The following is a 17,383-nucleotide window of genomic DNA, read 5'->3' as shown; positions in this document are numbered from 1 at the left end:
CGCATGGGAATACTGTATTTATATACAGTAAATTCTGGAGCCCACCCATGTCCTCTCCCCTGCCGCCGCGTGGCCGCGGCACCGCCAGCAATCCGCACAACCGCTTCGCGCCGACCCGCAGCGAGGCCGAGGACGACGGCTGGTACCAGGACGAGGCGCCGCCCTGCCGCGCCACCGAGGTGCGGATGGAGCAGGCGAAGACGGTGATCAGCCGCAACCAGTCGCCGGACGTCGGCTTCGACCGCTCGATCAACCCCTACCGCGGCTGCGAGCACGGCTGCATCTACTGCTTCGCGCGGCCCAGCCACGCCTACTGGGACCTGTCGCCGGGCATCGACTTCGAGACGCGGCTGATCGCCAAGACCAACCTCGCCGAGCGCCTGGAGGCGGAGCTGAGCAAGCCCGGCTACGTGCCGCGGCCCATCGCCCTGGGCATCAATACCGACGCCTACCAGCCGCTGGAGCGCGAGCAGCGCCTGACGCGCCAGGCGCTGGAGATTCTGCTGCGCTTCCGCCACCCGCTGCACATCATCACCAAGGGCTCGCTGATCCTGCGCGACCTCGACCTGCTGGGCGAACTGGCCAGCCTCAACCTGGTCAGCGTGGCCTTCAGCCTCACCACCCTGGACAACGAGCTCAAGCGCATCATGGAGCCGCGCACCGCCAGCCCCGGCGCGCGCCTGCGCGCCATGCGCACCCTGCACGAGCACGGCGTGCCGGTCAGCGCGGTGCTGGCGCCGATGATCCCGATGGTCAACGACATGGAGCTGGAGCGCCTGCTGGAAGCCGCCCACGACAACGGCGCGCGCTCGGCCGGCTACATCCTCCTGCGCCTGCCGCTGGAGATTTCCGAGCTGTTCCAGCAATGGTTGCAGGCGCACTTCCCCGACCGCGCCGAGCACGTGATGAGCCTGATCCGCCAGAGCCGCGGCGGCAAGGACTACGACAGCCGCTTCGGCACGCGCATGCGCGGGGAAGGCGTGTTCGCCGAACTGCTGGCCAAGCGCTTCCAATTGGCCGCCCGCCGCCTGGGGCTGGACCGCCGCGACTACGGTGGGCTGGACTGCTCGCTGTTCCAGGTCCCGCGGGCACAGATGAGCCTGTTCTGAGGCGGCGCATTCACATCATCGGGCCATGATAGCTTGTCGGCATCATCGGCGATCTTGCCTTAAAGATGTCTGTAACGTGCGAGATAGAGCGTTTATTTAATTTTTGATTAATCTTCCTTGTCTAGGGTTGCCGACAGGATGACCAAACGGTCACGAACATCATTTCCCAACGTTTGTGTCTTTTCGCCATGTGCGAAACGTCGGCAAGCATGGGAAAAATCCATCGTCACTCTTCGAGGCTCATGCAATGAACGACAAATCGCACGGTGAGGAGCACATCACGGAGAATGCCGACGAGGCCCTGCGGCGCATCGTCGAAGGTTTCCGCCAGTTCCGCCAGGAGGTCTTCCCGCAACAGGAAGCGCTGTTCAAGAAGCTCGCCCATGCGCAGAACCCGCGCGCCATGTTCATCACCTGCGCGGATTCACGCATCGTCCCCGAACTGATCACCCAGAGCTCGCCGGGCGACCTCTTCGTCACCCGCAACGTCGGCAACGTGGTGCCGCCCTACGGGCAGATGAACGGCGGCGTGTCCACCGCCATCGAGTTCGCGGTGATGGCCCTGGGCGTGCAGCACATCATCATCTGCGGGCATTCCGACTGCGGCGCCATGAAGGCCGTGCTCGACCCGCAGACGCTGGAGCGCATGCCCACGGTGAAGGCCTGGCTGCGCCACGCCGAAGTGGCCAAGACGGTGGTCGAGCAGAACTGCGGCTGCGCCAGCCACGACACCCTGGACATCCTCACCGAGGAAAACGTGGTGGCCCAGCTCGACCACCTGAAGACCCACCCCTCGGTGGCCGCGCGCCTGGCCAGCGGCCAGTTGTTCATCCACGGCTGGGTCTATGACATCGAGACCAGCCAGATCAAGGCCTACGACGCCGAGGTGGGTCACTTCCGCCCGCTGGACGGCGAAGGCCCGATGCCCATGGCGACGCCGCGCCCGCGCTACTCGCAATCCTGACCCTCACGGGCACGGCGCCCACCTCCACAACGACAGCCGTGCCCGCTTCCTGACCTGACACCTGCCCGAACCCCGCGCCGGCCCGCCGGCGCGGCCTGACAACCTGCGCGTGTCGATGCCGCTGACCCGGCGTCGTGGGCTTTCTCGCGCCCGAAAAAGCCAAGGAGGAAAGCGCCATGCCCGTTCCCCAACCCCTTCATGCGCCCCTGCGCGCCCTCAAGGACAACCTGCCCCGCGACCTGCTGGCCTCGGTGGTGGTCTTTCTCGTCGCCCTGCCGTTGTGCATGGGTATCGCCATCGCTTCCGGCATGCCGCCGGCCAAGGGCATGCTCACCGGCATCGTCGGCGGCCTGGTGGTCGGCCTGCTGGCCGGCTCGCCGCTGCAGGTCAGCGGGCCGGCGGCGGGCCTGGCGGTGCTGGTCTTCGAACTGGTGCGCAGCCACGGCATGGCCATGCTCGGGCCGATCCTGTTGCTGGCCGGGCTGATCCAACTAGTCGCCGGGCGCCTGCGCCTGGGCTGCTGGTTCCGCGTCACCGCGCCGGCGGTGGTGTACGGCATGCTCGCCGGCATCGGCATCCTCATCGTGCTGTCGCAGGTCCACGTGATGCTCGACCTCCAGCCACAGGCATCAGGGCTGGACAACCTGCTGGCGTTCCCCGGCGCCCTCGCCGCCTCGCTGGGCAACGGCCCGCAGGCCCTGGCCCTGGGCCTCGGCACCATGGCGCTGATGTGGGGCTGGGAACGCTTCCGCCCGGCGCGCCTGCGCTTCCTGCCCGGCGCCCTGCTCGGGGTGAGCGCGGCGACCCTGGCGAGCCTGGCGCTGCCCATGGACGTGCTGCGGGTGGAAGTGCCGGAACAACTCAGCCAGGCCATCGACTGGGTCCGCCCGGCCGACCTGCTGCGCCTGGCCGAACCCGAGCTGCTGCTGGCGGCCCTGGCGGTGGCCTTCATCGCCAGCGCCGAGACGCTGCTCTCCGCCGCCGCGGTGGACCGCATCCACCAGGGGCCGCGTTCGGACATGGACCGTGAGCTGTCCGCCCAGGGCGTCGGCAACCTGATCTGCGGCCTGCTCGGCGCGCTGCCGATGACCGGGGTGATCGTGCGCAGCTCGGCCAACGTGCAGGCCGGCGCCCGCAGCCGCCTGTCCGCCATCCTCCACGGCCTCTGGCTGCTGGCCTTCGTCGCCCTGCTCGGCGGGCTGCTGCGGCAGATCCCCATCGCCGGCCTGGCCGGGGTGCTGGTCTACACCGGGCTCAAGCTGGCCGATCCCAAGGCGCTCACCGGCCTGCTGCGCTACGGGCGGATGCCGGCGCTGGTGTACCTGGCCACGGCTTTGGGCATCGTCCTCACCGACCTGCTCACCGGCGTGCTGGTGGGCTTCGCCCTGACCCTGCTCAAGCTGGCGCTGAAGGCCGCGCGACTGAAGGCCAGCCTGCACTACAACGGCGCCGGCGACGAAGCCGAGCTGCGCCTGGTGGGCGCCGCCACCTTCCTGCGGGTACCGCAGCTGGCGCGCCTGCTGGACCAGGTGAAGCCGGGCACCACGCTGCACGTGCCGCTGCAGCACTTGCGCTACATCGACCACGCCTGCATGGAACTGCTGGAGGACTGGGGCCGCGCCGCGGCGGCCAAGGGCTGCCGGCTGAGCCTGGAAAGCCACGGCCTGCGCCGCCGCCTCGAAGGCCGCGCACGGCGCGAGGCGGGAGCGGCAGGCTCGTAGGATGGGTTTCTGCTGTCATGCCGCGACACGCATGACAGCCGGATCGCGGATGAGATCCGCTACACCGCGCTACCCGCGCTCGGAGCCTGCGGTCCCCTCTCCCTCCGGGAGAGGGCTGGGGTGAGGGCAAGCCCGAGCACCATTCCCATGCAGGAGCGCGCCCTGCGCGCGAAATCGCGGGCAGGGCCCGCCTACACCTCCAGGGAAGCACGGCTTTTCGTAGGATGGTGTTGAGCGAAGCGATACCCATCACCACGGCAGCATGGGTATCGCAAGCTCAACCCATCCTACGAAGGGCACATCGGCGCAAGACAGTTGCTCCTACATTCCGTCTCGCTCAGGCCCGGCGGCGTTCGCGCTGGTCGATCAGGTATTGCAGGCGGAACAGGTGACGGTAGCCGGCTTCCCAGGCCCCGTGGCCGGACTTCACATTGATGTGCCCGGCATCCGGCAGGATCAGCGTCTCGGCGCCCCAGGCGCGGCCCAACTGCAAGGCGCGCTGCGGACTGCAGGCGGCGTCGTTGTCCGAGCCCACCAGCACGCTGGGGAAAGGCAGGGCGTCCAGGGCGATGGGGGCGAAGTTGCGCAGCGCCGCGTGGCAGGTCTCGCGCTCGACGTCGGCGGGCGCTACCAGCAGGGCGCCGGCCACCTGGGCCAGGGCCCTGGGCCCGGCGCGGCGGGCCCAGGAAGCGACGGTGACGCAGCCCAGGCTGTGGGCGATCAGCACCACGCGACCGGGCTGGCGGCGGATCTCGCGGTCCAGTTCGGCGACCCAGTCGACATGCCGCGGCGTCACCCAGTCGCGCTGCTCCACCCGCGAGGCGTTGGGCAGCGCGCGCTGCCAGTGGCTCTGCCAGTGCTCGTCCTCCGAGCCGTGCCAGCCGGGCACCAGGACATAGCGGACGCGTTCGCTGCGCATGGGTTCATCCCCCTGAAAGTCGTCATGGGGAGGCAGTGTAGGTGGGCTTCGTCAATAAATTAAGGAATAAAAAATGCTTTACTTATGCTGCATTTGCTTATTCCCGCACTTCTTGATTCGCGACAAGTACGCAGGGCGCCGGAAGGCGTTGAATCGAAGCTGGGCCCACTCCCTTCAGGCGAACCTCCATGGCCAAGAAATTCCCCCTGCACCCCGCCCACCCCGAACGCATCTGCTGGGGCTGCGACCGCTACTGCCCGGCCTCGGCCATGGGTTGCGGCAATGGCTCCAGCCGCACCCAGCACCCCATCGAGACCTTCGGCGAGGACTGGGCGGATGGGTCAGACTGGGGGCTGGACGAGACGCCGGCGCAACCGATCGAGGTGCGCCAGCCGACGCCCTGACTCAGCCGCTGGCCTTGGCGCAGCAGCGCGCCAGCAGGGCCTCCAGGTTCAGGTCGGGCATGGCGCAGGCGCGCAGCGCGCTGACCGTCTGCTCGACGTATTCGCGGGTGGTGCCGAAGTGCCCCTGGGCGCTGTCGAACACGCGCTGCACGATGCTGTCCGGCAGCGAGCCGGCATAGCTGGGCAGGTGGCGTTCGAGGACGAAACCCAGGGCGCGCACCCGGCGGCCATCCTCCAGGCGGCAGCTGAGCCATTCCGGGCGGTAGGAGGCGTAGGGCATCTCGCGCTGCCAGAGGGCGAACAGGTTGGCGTCGAGGTCGTCGTCGGGCAGCCGGTAGGCGAAGCCGGCGCAGGAGCCGCCGCGGTCCAGGCCGAGCACCAGGCCGGGCATCTCCGGGGTACCGCGGTGGGTCAGCGACCACAGGTACAGCCCACGGTGGTAGCCGTGCACCCGCGCACGGCTGGCCTCGGCCACCGGGAACTCCGGGCGCCAGATCAGCGAGCCGTAGGCGAACAGCCAGACGGCGCCGCCGCCGTGCTCGGCCATGGTGATTTCCAGCGAGGCGCGCAACTGCTCCGCGCTGAGTCGTTCCGGCGCCCCCAGCGCCGGTGGATAGAAGGGGCCGTCCAGGTTCATAGACGTGCTCATGCGTAACCCCCAAGGTACCTCACGCTCTGAAAACTTAGCGGATGTGACCTTCTGACAGAAGGGGCGGCTGCGCAAGACACCTTTGCGCGGACGAACGGCGATACCGCCGGTCCGGATGGCGAAAACGCGGGAAATAGAGTCGGAAAAAAGAGGGCCGCGCGGGGCGGCCCTATCACCAAGATCTTTGCTGGCGTGGGGCGCCAGTGGGTGTGAGGTACCCGACCAGCAGTAGAACAGCCGCCCATGACAGGCGCGTGACGGTCACTTGCCGGCCTGCCACTGGCCCTTGCTCTGGCTTTCGCAGAACGGCTGGAGGAAGCGCGCGTCGCTGGCTACGCCGTAGTAGTGGATGTCCTGGCGGTAGGGGCTGTTGGGCACCTGGGCGTTGTTGCAGACGCCGAAGGCGCCGCTGGGGCAGGCGTCGGCGTAGGTCACCTCGACCTGCTGGTCCTTCAGCTGCGGCTGACAGAAACCCTCGTGGAACAGCTTCGCCGGGATGCTGCGGTTCTGCTGGCAGACCTTCACGTCGAGGTTCTTGCCGCGGCTGTGCACCACGCAGGCTTCGGCGTGGGCAAGGGCTGGCAGGGCGAGGCAGGACGACAGGAGCAGGGCCGGCAGACGCATGAAAACGGGGTCCTTTGAGCGAAGGGCCGACTCTAGCGCTTTTCCCGGCCTGCGTCAGGCGGCAACATGGCGCCATGCTCGAACAGATTCCCACCCATGTGATCGGCGGCCCACTGGGCGCCGGCAAGACCAGCCTGATCCGCGACCTGCTGGCCCAGCGCCCGCCTGGCGAGCGCTGGGCGGTGCTGGTCAACGAATTCGGCCAGGTCGGCCTGGACGCCGCGTTGCTGGCCGCCGACGCCGACGGCGTGGCCATAGGCGAGGTGGCCGGCGGCTGCCTGTGCTGCGTCAACGGCGCGCCCTTCCAGGTCGGCCTCGCCCGCCTGCTGCGTAAGGCGCGGCCGCAGCGGCTGTTCATCGAGCCCTCCGGCCTCGGCCACCCGCGCACCCTGCTGCGCCAGCTGGGCGAGGCGCCCTGGCGCGGCGTGCTGGCGCCGCAGCCGCTGCTGTTGGTGCTGGATGCCGCGGCGCTGGCAGCCGGGGCTTCACTGCCGGAGGCGCAGCAGGACGCCCTGGCCGATGCCGCGCTGCTGGTGCTGAACAAGAGCGAAGCCCTGGATGAGGCGGCCCGCGCGCGTCTGCAAGCCAGCCTGCCGGCGCTGCCGCTGGTGTGGACCGAGCAGGGGCGCCTGCCCTTCGCGAGCCTGCCGTTCGTCGCAGCGTTAGACCCGGCCGCGGCGGTGGAGCTGCCAGCCCCCACGGCCGAACTGCCGGTACTGCTGACCCGTGCCGCGCCCCTGCGCCAGGTGCACAGCGACGGTGGACACCAGGCCGTCGGCTGGCGCCTGCACGCCGACTGGCGCTTCCGCCGCGCGGCGCTGGAGTCCTGGCTGGCCGGCCTGGACGGCTTGCTGCGGGCCAAGGCGGTGCTGCACTGCGAGGACGGCTGGCTGGCCTGCAACCGGGTGACGGGCGCCGAACCCTGGCAGCCCAGCGCCTGGCGGCGGGACAATCGGCTGGAGCTGATCTTCGCCAAAGAGCAGGATCCGCAGGCGCTGCAGCAGCAAATGTTGACCTGTGCCTGGTTGCCGGATGGCCAATAAGGTTGCCATACCCGGGGCGAATGATAATAATTATCAGATTCTGTCATTTCTCCACAGGCTTCTCCCATGTCGCCATCGCAATCGCGCTCGCCGGCGAGTTCCACTCTCGTCGCGTCCGCCGCGGAACTTCCTTCGTCCTCCGACAGCGACGAAGGACTCTCGCTGCCCTGCGTCAGCGCCCAGCGTGGCAATGAAGCCAACCTGCGTCTGGTGGACTGCTCCGGCGCCCGCCGCGACGAGGAAGTTCCCGTCGCCGAACTGCTGATCCCCTACGCCGCGCCCGTGGAGGGCGTGGAAGACGCGGAGCAGCCGCCCCAGCAGGCGGGCTGGTGGAAGTCTTCCGGGCTGTCCGTGGTGCTGCACCTGGCCGTGGTCGCCGGCCTGGTCTGGGCCGTGCCCAGCCCCGACGAGCTCAACCTCGGCCGTGGCGAAGTGCCGACCATGCAGGTCAGCGTGGTGCAGCTGCCGCCCAAGCCCGAACCGGTGAAGGAGCCGCCGGCCGCCGCGCCCGAGCCGCAGCCGCCGCAACCCACGCCGCCGGAGCCGGTGGTCGAGCCGCCCAAGCCGGAGCCGCCGAAACCCAAGCCCAAGCCGGTGGAAAAGGCGGTGCCGAAGAAGGCGCCCAAGCCCAAGCCGAAACCCAAGCCCGAACCCGAGCCGGCCGAGCAAGCCCAGGCCGAGCCGACGCCGCCCGCCCCGCCGCCGCCTCCGGCCGCGCCGACCGTGGGCCAGAGCACCCCGGGCGCCCAGGCCGCCCCGACCGGCACCCAGGGCCCGGCCGGCCTGCCCACCGGCAGCCTCAACGACAGCGACATCAAGCCGCTGCGCATGGATTCGCCGAAGTACCCGCTGATGGCCCAGCGCCGCGGCATCGAAGGCCACGTGAAAGTGCTGTTCACCATCACCGCCGACGGCCGCATCGACGACATCCAGGTGCTGGACTCCTCGCCGCCGCGGATGTTCGACAACGCCGTGCGCCAGGCCATGGACACCTGGCGCTTCGAGCCGCGCATCAGCGGCGGCCGGATCGTCGCGCGGCAGGCGACCAAGGTCTTCTACTTCAAGCTGGAGGGGCGCCGCTGAGGGGTTCTTCGGTTGATGAAAAACGCGCCTTCGGGCTAATGCCAGTCAGTTAAGGCTGACACATTGACCTTTAGTCTGCAGGCCGCAAAATCCGATGCTTGGAAACGAGCATCGGATTTTTTATGCGCCTGTCACAAGCCCTGTCCCTCACTCACGAAATGGCATCGCGGCCTCATGCGCTGGAGGGGCTGGGAGCTTTGCTCGATCCAGACATCGTGAAACAGGCTTTCGAGACTGCAGGTGTCTCGACCATTCGCAAGCGTCGTCTTCCGCTTGAAAGCCTGGTGTGGTGCATCATCGGCATGGCGTTGTTCCGCCGGATGTCGGCTTGGGATGTCGTGAACCACATGGACATCATGCTACCGGGCAAGCGGCCGCTGGTGGCGCCCAGCGCTGTTGTGCAAGGGCGGCAGCGGCTGGGTAGCGAAGCTGTACGCGAAGTCTTTACGCTGACCCAGCAGCGATGGCACGAAGAAACCAAACATCCGCAGTGGTTGGGATTGACGCTGCTTGGCGTGGACGGCGTTGTCTGGATACGCCTGATACCGCAGAAAATCGTGCGTGCTACGGCAGCGCGACCAACCAGCATGGTGACGGCAGCTTTCCTCAAGTTCGGATGGTCTGTCAGATGGAGCTGACCAGCCATCTACTGATAAGCAGCACTTTCGAGGGCTATCACAGTAGCGAAATGAAGCTGGCAGAACAGCTGATCGCCACCACGCCGAATCATTCGTTGACCCTGTTCGACAAAGGTTTCTACTCGTTGGGCTTGCTGCATCACTGGCAATCGCACGGCGAGCATCGACACTGGCTGATCCCTTTGAAAAAGGGCACTCAGTATGAGGTAGAGCACAAGCTTGGGCGCAATGATGCCCAGGTCGTTCTGCGTACATCGCCTCAGGCTCGCAAACAATGGCCAGACTTGCCGTTGGAAATTCGAGCGAGGTTGCTGAGCAAAACGATCAAAGGAAAGGTGGTGAGCGTCTTGACCTCAATGACCGATCCGCTGCGTTTCCCTGGCGATGAGATCGTCGATCTTTACAGTCAGCGCTGGGAAATCGAACTGGGCTATCGGGAGATCAAGCAAGGACTTTTGGGCGGCGAATACACCCTGAGAAGCAAGACTCCGGAGATGATTGCGCAAGAACTGTGGGGCGTGCTGCTGGGCTACAACCTGTTACGTTATCAGATGGTACAGATGTCGAGGCAGTGCCCGGGGGTATACCCATGCGAAATGAGTTTTACCGCCTGCAGTTGGGCAATCCTGGGCTTGCTGCATGGCACGTCGCTGAACCATCCCGGTAACTTGCCAGGATTTCTGGCAGATTTGCAGGCCTCAGCGGCGCAGTATGTCCTACCTCATCGGCGACCTGATCGCTGGTTCCCGAGAACGGTGAAGCAGCGACCAGCAAAATATTCGACACGAAAATGAAAATGCCAGTCAGCTTAACTGACTGGCATTAGCCTTCGGGCGCGTTTTTTGTTTGGGGTGGTGGGTTTTGTGTAGGAGCGAGCTTGCTCGCGAACGGAACGCAGCCCGATGGCTCGGTGCGTGTCCTGAAGAGCCCCTCTCCCTAACCCTCGGCTGCGCGCCCCGCCCTGAAGGGAGAGGGAACCGTTCGGTGTGCTTGGATGTTCTGGAGTCAGCCGGCAATTCCGTTGCTGCCAGGCTGAAACCATGCCTCATCTCGGCACGGACTAGCCCCCTCTCCCTTCAGGGAGAGGGCTGGGGAGAGGGAGCGAAGTCAAACCAACGTACCGAAGCCGCAGCTGACCACCGTTCGCGAGCAAGCTCGCTCCCAACGTGCTCCCCTGCAACCCATCCTACGAAAAGCGCTTTGGCGCAGTCGCTCCTACAGAAACAGCCCCTCAGGGCAACTCAAACCCACCCGCCGCCTTATGCAGCGCCCGCAAGTGCGCACCAAGCTGCTTGAGATTGGCCTCCAGCGCCTGCAACTCCTCGCGGCGCTCCGGCTCCAGCAGCGCGCGGACTTCCTGGTCGAGGTTGTCGCTGAGCTGGCGCAGGCGCGCCTGGCGGGCCTGGGTCTGTTGTTCCAGGCGCGTCGACTCGCCCGGCTGCGGCAGGCCGTAGCCGCTGTCCAGCAGCTCCGCCGGCTGGCTTAGGAAGCCACTGTCGTCGAGGATCTGCTGCAGCGTCTTGCCCGCCGCCACCAGCTTGGGGTCGGCGCGGGCGTCGTCGCGGTGGCCCAGGTACAGGCGCTTCAGCTCGTCCTGGGCCAGTTGCAGTTGGCGCCGCAGCGAGGCCTGCTCCAGCAGCAGCATGGCGGCGCTGGCGCGCAGGTCGGCCTTGTCGAACCAGGCGCGGCGCTCGCTGGCGGGCAGGGCCAGCCAGTCCTCGACCTTGCTCTGGGGAATGTCCAGGCGCTGGCGCAGCACCTCGAACATCGCCTGGTAGCGGTCGCGGAAGGAGTCGAAGCGGTAGCCCAGGCGCAGCGCGCGCTTGGAGTCGTCGAGCACGCTGGCGTCGGCCAGGCCGCGGTTCTCCAGGATCTGCACCACGCCGTTGGGGGTGATGCTGTCGAGGTCCTGCAGGCGCGGGTCGGGGATGCCGCTGCGCAGCAGCTTGAGGGTTTCCACGGCGCAGTTGTTGGAAATGAAGTAGTAGTTGCCGTCGTAGCCCCAGTGCACCTGCATGGCCCGCTCCACCAGCTCGTCGATCTGCTGGCGATTGAGCTTGAGCGGGATCGAGGCCAGGCTGCGCAGCTCGATCTTGGTGTATTCCTCGATCACCTGGGACAGCGGCAGGACGAACAGCCGCGACGGGTAGGAACCGGTCAGGCCGTCCCAGCTGGACAGCTGCAGGTCGCCGACGAAGGCGCGGTAGGACAGCACCAGGTGCTGGTCCAGGTCCAGCCGGCAATCCGGGCCGCGCGGCCGGCCCGGGGCGCAGACCACCAGGCGCAGCATGGCGTGGCCCCAGCGGCTCACCCACTGGTCGTTGGCCTCGGCCAGCAGGTAGTCGACCTCGTAGACGCGCTCCGGGTCCAGCCTGCCCAGCGGCTGGCGGCCGAAGTCGCGGCCGGCGTTGAGGTAGGCGAAGGATTGTTCGCAGGCCTGGCGCTGCGGGCGCTCGCCGAAGCGTTCGGCGTAATAGCGGTACAGCGCCGGGCGGCGGCAGGCGTAGCTGGGGTCGAGGACGAAGTACTCCATGTTCACCGCGACGAACTCGCGCGGGTTGCTCAGCTCGTAGCGGTCCGGGCTGCGCAGTACGAAGCGGTTGTCGTGCTCGCGCTGACCGCGCTTGCCGGCCAGTTGCGGCCAGCCGGCGAGGTCGAGCAGGCGCGGGTCGTCGGAGAGGGTGAAGCGGCGGTTGGCCTGGCCGCGGCACTCGGCGCCCTCGCCGATGCGCCCGATGCTGCCCTGCTGGCGCGTGCAGCGCTGGATCAGCCGGGCCTCGGCGGGCAGCCAGAGGCGGCCGCGGTCGTACAGGTGGGTCAGCTCGTGGACCACCGTGGCCTGCAATTCGCGGCGCAAGGTGCCGTGGCTGCGGCCGGTCTTGAGGCTGGCGGCACTGCCGTCGGCGAGGGCGGCCAGGTACTTGCGGTTCAGCGCGATGGCGCCGGGGCGCAGGGCCTGGCCCATGCCGTTGCCCGGCAGGTCGTCGCGCCATTGCACCTCGACGCGGCGGTCCAGGGCCTGGACGAAGAGTGGCGGCAACGCCTGGCGGACGTCATCCAGCAGCTGCTGGCTGGCCTGGCGCTGCGCCGGGGCGAGGCCGTCGGGCAGCAGCTCCAGGCGCAGATCGGCCCGGGCGCCGACGGCGACGAGCAGGCCCAGTGCCGCCAGAGCGCGGCGGCCGCGGGGGATCACAGAGCGAGGATGGCTTCGGCCAGCTGCTGGTCGGAGGCGTCGCGCGCATCCGGTACCTTCTCGCGGACCACCTTCAGCGCCGCTTCCAGCTGCGCGCCGCGGATGGCGCCTTCGCTGGCGACGAAACTGGCGGCGTCGTCGCGGGCCTCGCGGACGATCTTCATGTCGCGGATCGAGGTGGTGGTGTCGGAGGTGAAGTCCACGCTGCGACCGATGGCGTTGGTGGTGATGTTGAACAGGCGGATGACCGACTGTGCCTGGGCGCTGGAGGCGCAGGCGGCCAGCAGCAGGCCGAGGATCAGGGGGCTCTTGGGGATCGAGCTGAGGCGCATGGGAGTCTCCGAAACGGCAGCGGACGCTGCTCACGACTGACTATTGGGCAAGAATGGCTTCGGCCAGTTCCCGATCGTTCGCCGCGAGCTCCGGGTGCTGTTTGCGCAGCCAGCGCAACGCCTGTTCCAGGCGCGCTCCGCGCACCCGGCCGTCGGTGGCGATGTAGCTGGCGGCATCATCGCGGGCCGCACCGAGCAGTTTGTTCTCGAAAGGCGTACTGGTGACTTTGCTGGTCACGTAGCTGCTGCCGGCGACGAACATGGTGGTCTGTTCGAAGGCCAGCGCGGGGGTGGCCAGGCAGAGGCCGGTGAGCAGGAATAGGAGGCTGCGCATGGGCTATGGCGATCGGAAAAGCACAGCCGACAAGGCTAACGGAATGTGCCGGCAAGAGCCAGCCTCGCAGGCCCGGTAGACGCTCTGAAAAAGCGTCTCCGGGCCGAGGGGGAAGTCAGATGACCAGGATCGCCTGGGCCAGCTGCAGGTCGTTGGCGGCCAGGCTCGGCAGCTTGCCGCGAATGTGCCGCAGCGCCGCTTCCAGATGCGCGCCGCGCACCTGCCCGGCGGTGGCGACGAAGCTGGCGGCGTCGTCGCGGGCGTCCAGGACGATCTTGTCGTCGCGGAAGGAGTTGGTGATGTCGGTGGTACCGTCGGAGGTGGCCTTGGTGGCGCCGACCAGCGCATCGGTAGTGACGATGAAGCTGGTGGCGAAGGCGCCGCTGGCGCAGGTGAGCAGGGCGGCGGCGGTAAGCAGGCGCAGACGATTCATGGATGGACACTCCCAGTCGAGATGAAACCGCGCGGCCAAAGCTGCCGCGCGCTACCGATGCAGACTAGCGGAGCCCGCCCCCGGCGGCCAGCCGCTCAGCGCCAGAAAGGTTTCGAAAGTTCCCGCGCGCGCTGGCAACGGTCGATGCCAGCGTCGGCCAACTCGCGCTCGCCGAGTTGGGCGAGTTGGTGGCGGGTGCGGGCGTTTTGCAGGCAATGCCGTAGCACCGCCATGAGGCGCTTGATCGATACGCGGCATGGCGTCGGGGTGATGTCGAGGTGCGGAACACGGTGGCTGTGGTTACGGTCCATCTGTCTGCTCTCCCTGGCGGAAGAACAGCATCCAGCCGATGAGGCGCCGCCGCCAGACACAGGTATCGACTCGACGATCGATACACCTGCACGTCCGAGATCATCTGTACTGTTGCGTTCCAGCGTCGCTGTGTGGGTCCCTTGCGGCGCTGGGGATCGACATTCGTGGCAGGAGCGACCCTTCGCTCGGCATTCGCACACGACAGTCCGGAAGTTGTCGTCCGTCGCAATGACTCGCCAGTCACTATTAGCTGTGGTTGTGTAGAAGACGCTCCGCCATGGCCTTATCTGCCAGACATATCTGTCAGTAATTTGCACTTTCACTACAAAAGCCTTGAATTAGACGGTGCGAAATGGCTTTTTAGAGCGTGTACACAGTCTTGCCAGGCTGCGGCAGGATGTCGCGATTTGGTCTGACTGGTAGCGAAGAGACCCTGTGCGTGGCCGGATTTTTCGGCATCAAACATTCAATAACAACAATGGTTCTCTGCTGTCAGGTTGCTGAAAACAACGATGAAAACGATCATTCTCGTTCGGAGTCTGTGCGAAGGACTGGATCCTTCCGATGTTCTGGGGGTACCTGGACAAGGGATACAGTTTCTCAAGCGAGCGATCTGGCCCGTCCTGAACGCGATCGGGGAACCGGTCGGGGTGGGCCTGGATGCCGACTTGCGTGCCATTTGCCAAAACTACCGGGAGGCAGGCCGCCCCGTGGTGCTGTGCCACTTCGGGCTGCCCCTGTCCCAGGCCGTGGAGCCTGGCTGCCCCTGTTTCTACGTCTTTCCCTGGGCCTTCGCGGACCTGCCGCCCGAGGCTGCAACCTGGCGAGCGCCGTTGGCGCGTAGCGAGGGTGTGATCACCTTCAGCCAGCAGGCGGCCGACGCCATCCGCACGTTGATGGGCAACGATTTTCCCGTCCTGGTGAGCGCCGCCCAGCCCTGGGAGCGGTTCGCCGCCCTGGCCCCGGACGAAGGACTCAGCATCTCGCTGGCCCCGCGTACGCTGGATTTCCGTGGACAACTGCTGGACAGCCCATCGATCGGGTTGTGCGTGGACGGACTGGCCCGTGTCGAGCCGCCTTCCTCGTCTCCGCTGACCCAGGAAGCGCCTGTTGCCGCCGCGCAACCACTGGCCTGGCGGCGGCGCCTGGCTATCAGCCGGACCTTGCTGCGGGACTGGTGGAACGAGGCCGTAGTCGAACTGCTGCGGCCACGGCCTACTGCCGCGGCAATGCCAGCGCCGCCTCGGCAGGTGCCTGATGGCTGCTTGCCGGCCATCGAACAGAAGGTACGGCTGCACGGGGTGATTTTCACCTGCGTGCTCAGCGCCGAGGACCCGTCCCGCAACTGGACCGAAATGCTCACCGCCTTCTGCTGGACCTTCAGGGATCAGCCCGATGCCACCCTCGTTTTCAAGCTGACCCACAGCAACCTGTCCTCCGGACGCATAGCGATGCTCACCAACCTGTCGCGCCTGTCGCCGTTCCAGTGCCGCGTGGTGGTGGTCAATGCTCACTTGGAAGACACCGAGTACGCGCGCTTGGTCGCGGCCAGCCATTATCTGGTGCACCCCGCGCAGAGCGAGGGCTCCGCCCTCACCGTGCAGGAGTTCATGAGCGCCGGCCGGCCCGTGCTGGCGCCTCGCCACAGCGCGCTGTGTGAGTGGATCGGGGACGACCACCCCTTCCTCATCCGCTCCGCCGAGCAGCCTGCCTACTGGGTGCAGGATGCCGATAAGCGCCTGCACTTGCGTGACCACCGCCTCGACTGGACCTCGATGTGCGAGGTGTTCGCTCGCGCATTCACCGTGGCGATAGAGAATCCGCAACATTACCGGCAGCTTTCGCGAGCGGCGCGGGAGGCCGCCAGGGAGCGCTGCGACCGGACGCGGCTGGCCGACGACTGGCGACAGTTCCTCGCGCCGCGACGTACCGATGCCCAGCCTGTGGCACTTCAGGTGGGGGCCGGTTCATGAGGATCCTGGTCTACTCGGAAACGAACGCTTCCACCATCCGTAACAGCCTCGGCGCACCGGAGTACAGCTATTACTTCGTCCTCAAGGAGTTCCTGCCGGCACTGCGCGAACTGGGCGAGGTGGTGGTGGTCAGCGACCCGGGGGGGGAGGTCGACCCGCTCTACCGGGAAAGCCGCGAACGCGGGCAGGCCTGCGTGTTCCTGAGCTTCTCGCCGCCGCACAAGACGCAGGCGAACCTGGAGTGCCCGACCATCCCGGTGTTCGCCTGGGAGTTCGACAGCATTCCCCACGAGGTCTGGTTGCGCGACTTCACCCAGGACTGGCCGTTCATGTTGCGCCAGTTCGGCCAGGCGATCACTCACTCGCAGTCGACGGTGGCGGCGTCGCGCAAGGTGCTGCACGCCACCTACCCGATGCTCTCGGTGCCGGCGCCGGTATGGGATTCCTTCGCGGCGCTGCGCGCGCTGCCAATGGCGACCGGGCGCCAATCGATACGCGGCAACGGTGTGGTTTTCGACAGCTGGAAACTGGACCTGCAGTCGTTCCTGCATGCCAAACCTGACCGCTGGCACCGGCTGTTCAAAGGCGAGGAGCCTCCCGATGAGGAGGAAGGTATTGCCACCGCCGCCGTCGAGGCAGCATCACGAGTGGGTTGGCAGGGCTGGCTGAGAATTCATCGCCGTTACTTGGCGGCTTGGTACCTGCTGGTCCTGCAGGATCTGTTGCCGAATGCGGCCAAGGCCGTTTCGCGAAAGCTGCTGCGACGTCAACCGAAGGCCGCGCAGGGTTCCCGTGAACCCGCCGAGATTGCAGCGGATGTCTTCCCGCAGCGAGCCCTGTTCGAGCCGGCACCTTTCGCCCTCGAACTGGAGGGAGTCGTCTTCACCACGGTGTTCAATCCCTACGATGGCCGCAAGAACTGGCAGGACCTGATCACGGCCTTCTGCACGGCGTTCGCCGATACGTCCGATGCCGTGCTGCTGTTCAAGCTGACCCATCGTGAATATTGCTCGGCGTTGACTGCCATGGCTCGCTGCATGGCACGCCTGCCAGCGTTCCGATGCCGCGTACTGCTGGTACATGGTTACCTGGAGGATGCCGACTATCAGGCGCTGATGACAGCCACTAGCTATGTGGTGAACGCGTCCTTCGGCGAGGGGCAATGTCTGCCGCTGATGGAGTTCCTCTCCTGTGGCAAGCCGGCGATCGCCCCTGTCCATTCCGGCATGAGCGACTACATCGACGAAGACGTGGCGTTCGTGGTGGACAGCTGGGCGGAGGCCACCGCCTGGCCGCACGATCCACGTTCGGCGATACGTACCTGTCGACAGCAGATTGACTGGACGTCGTTGGTTGCGGCGTACCGCAATGCCTACAGGTTGTTCCGTGAGCAGCCGGAGCAGTATCGGGAGATGGCCGACAGGGCTGTGCGACGGATGGAGGACTATTGCTCCAGGCGAGCGGTGAACGAGCGGTTGCGACCGTTCCTGGCTGCGGCGGCGGCACGGGCCGAAGGCAACCGTATCGCCGAATGGAGCGTTGCTCAATGAGCGAATACGTAAGCGGCGCTCCGGCGAGTTGTGACGTATCCGGCATTCCCGGACTCGCCTCGGGAGCTTCCGTGCCGCCCTGTTCTTCATGTCCGGCTCCGT

At 66.8% G+C, this 17,383-nt stretch carries 16 protein-coding genes and 1 pseudogene; 9 read left to right on the top strand and 8 right to left on the bottom strand.

The annotated features are described in order from the left end of the window. The first annotated feature begins 47 nt into the window (after window positions 1–47). The 3 genes from PcP3B5_RS00950 to PcP3B5_RS00940 all read left to right on the top strand — a co-directional run bounded on the left by PcP3B5_RS00950 (window position 48) and on the right by PcP3B5_RS00940 (window position 3,794). Window positions 48–1,109 carry a PA0069 family radical SAM protein gene (locus tag PcP3B5_RS00950; protein WP_043318484.1) on the top strand — a complete coding sequence of 354 codons (1,062 nt, stop codon included), beginning with the start codon at window positions 48–50 and terminating at the stop codon, window positions 1,107–1,109. A gap of 247 nt (window positions 1,110–1,356) precedes the next feature. Beyond that, a complete protein-coding gene (locus PcP3B5_RS00945) occupies window positions 1,357–2,073 on the top strand; it encodes a carbonic anhydrase (protein WP_061560339.1) in 717 nt (238 codons plus the stop codon). A gap of 176 nt (window positions 2,074–2,249) precedes the next feature. Continuing rightward, window positions 2,250–3,794, top strand: a complete 1,545-nt coding sequence (locus tag PcP3B5_RS00940) for a SulP family inorganic anion transporter (protein ID WP_061560338.1) — start codon at window positions 2,250–2,252, stop codon at window positions 3,792–3,794. Window positions 3,795–4,131: 337 nt separating this feature from the next. Here PcP3B5_RS00940 and PcP3B5_RS00935 read toward each other — a convergent pair whose 3' ends face one another. Further along, on the bottom strand, window positions 4,132–4,713 hold the full coding sequence (locus tag PcP3B5_RS00935; protein WP_061560337.1) for an alpha/beta hydrolase: 582 nt from the start codon (window positions 4,711–4,713) through the stop codon (window positions 4,132–4,134). Between the two features lie 188 nt (window positions 4,714–4,901). Between PcP3B5_RS00935 and PcP3B5_RS00930 the strand changes: the two genes are divergently transcribed. Continuing rightward, entirely contained in the window at window positions 4,902–5,117 is a 216-nt protein-coding gene (locus PcP3B5_RS00930; RefSeq protein WP_009614763.1) for a DUF3079 domain-containing protein, read from the top strand. Window position 5,118: 1 nt separating this feature from the next. Here PcP3B5_RS00930 and PcP3B5_RS00925 read toward each other — a convergent pair whose 3' ends face one another. Both PcP3B5_RS00925 and PcP3B5_RS00920 read right to left on the bottom strand, forming a co-directional pair. Next, the gene (locus PcP3B5_RS00925; RefSeq protein ID WP_043269912.1) at window positions 5,119–5,766 is read right to left on the bottom strand and encodes a gamma-glutamylcyclotransferase; all 648 of its coding nucleotides are present in this window, start codon (window positions 5,764–5,766) and stop codon (window positions 5,119–5,121) included. Window positions 5,767–6,027: 261 nt separating this feature from the next. Continuing rightward, window positions 6,028–6,390, bottom strand: coding sequence for a hypothetical protein (locus tag PcP3B5_RS00920; protein ID WP_009614759.1), 363 nt, complete (start codon window positions 6,388–6,390; stop codon window positions 6,028–6,030). A 74-nt stretch (window positions 6,391–6,464) separates the two neighbouring features. Here PcP3B5_RS00920 and PcP3B5_RS00915 point away from each other — a divergent pair, with 74 nt between their 5' ends. The 3 genes and pseudogenes from PcP3B5_RS00915 to PcP3B5_RS00905 all read left to right on the top strand — a co-directional run bounded on the left by PcP3B5_RS00915 (window position 6,465) and on the right by PcP3B5_RS00905 (window position 9,948). Further along, complete coding sequence (locus tag PcP3B5_RS00915; RefSeq protein WP_061560336.1) at window positions 6,465–7,433, top strand: CobW family GTP-binding protein; 969 nt, start codon at window positions 6,465–6,467, stop codon at window positions 7,431–7,433. Window positions 7,434–7,499: 66 nt separating this feature from the next. After that, a complete protein-coding gene (locus PcP3B5_RS00910; RefSeq protein ID WP_009614755.1) occupies window positions 7,500–8,516 on the top strand; it encodes an energy transducer TonB in 1,017 nt (338 codons plus the stop codon). 122 nt (window positions 8,517–8,638) lie between these two features. Beyond that, window positions 8,639–9,948, top strand: a pseudogene (locus PcP3B5_RS00905) (IS4 family transposase). A gap of 437 nt (window positions 9,949–10,385) precedes the next feature. Here the strand turns inward: PcP3B5_RS00905 and PcP3B5_RS00900 are convergent. The 5 genes from PcP3B5_RS00900 to PcP3B5_RS31925 form a co-directional block, all read right to left on the bottom strand. Then, entirely contained in the window at window positions 10,386–12,344 is a 1,959-nt protein-coding gene (locus tag PcP3B5_RS00900; protein WP_145923964.1) for a DUF7844 domain-containing protein, read from the bottom strand. Beyond that, window positions 12,344–12,679, bottom strand: coding sequence for a DUF2388 domain-containing protein (locus PcP3B5_RS00895; RefSeq protein ID WP_009614751.1), 336 nt, complete (start codon window positions 12,677–12,679; stop codon window positions 12,344–12,346). Before PcP3B5_RS00895 ends, PcP3B5_RS00900 begins: the two co-directional genes overlap by 1 nt. A 40-nt stretch (window positions 12,680–12,719) precedes the next feature. After that, window positions 12,720–13,013: a DUF2388 domain-containing protein gene (locus PcP3B5_RS00890; RefSeq protein ID WP_043269916.1), complete on the bottom strand. Its 294-nt coding sequence runs from the start codon at window positions 13,011–13,013 to the stop codon at window positions 12,720–12,722. Between the two features lie 115 nt (window positions 13,014–13,128). Then, a complete protein-coding gene (locus PcP3B5_RS00885; RefSeq protein ID WP_061560334.1) occupies window positions 13,129–13,446 on the bottom strand; it encodes a DUF2388 domain-containing protein in 318 nt (105 codons plus the stop codon). Window positions 13,447–13,541: 95 nt separating this feature from the next. Further along, window positions 13,542–13,757, bottom strand: coding sequence for a DUF1127 domain-containing protein (locus tag PcP3B5_RS31925; protein WP_061560333.1), 216 nt, complete (start codon window positions 13,755–13,757; stop codon window positions 13,542–13,544). Window positions 13,758–14,270: 513 nt separating this feature from the next. Here PcP3B5_RS31925 and PcP3B5_RS00875 point away from each other — a divergent pair. Together PcP3B5_RS00875 and PcP3B5_RS00870 are read left to right on the top strand one after the other, a co-directional pair. Beyond that, complete coding sequence (locus PcP3B5_RS00875) at window positions 14,271–15,731, top strand: glycosyltransferase (RefSeq protein ID WP_061560332.1); 1,461 nt, start codon at window positions 14,271–14,273, stop codon at window positions 15,729–15,731. Further along, window positions 15,728–17,281, top strand: a complete 1,554-nt coding sequence (locus PcP3B5_RS00870; protein WP_061560331.1) for a glycosyltransferase — start codon at window positions 15,728–15,730, stop codon at window positions 17,279–17,281. Before PcP3B5_RS00875 ends, PcP3B5_RS00870 begins: the two co-directional genes overlap by 4 nt. Window positions 17,282–17,383 lie beyond the last annotated feature (102 nt).

The sequence above is a fragment of the Pseudomonas citronellolis genome (genome assembly GCF_001586155.1).
Lineage (GTDB): Bacteria > Pseudomonadota > Gammaproteobacteria > Pseudomonadales > Pseudomonadaceae > Pseudomonas > Pseudomonas citronellolis.
This window is presented reverse-complemented; position numbering and strand designations above follow the sequence as displayed.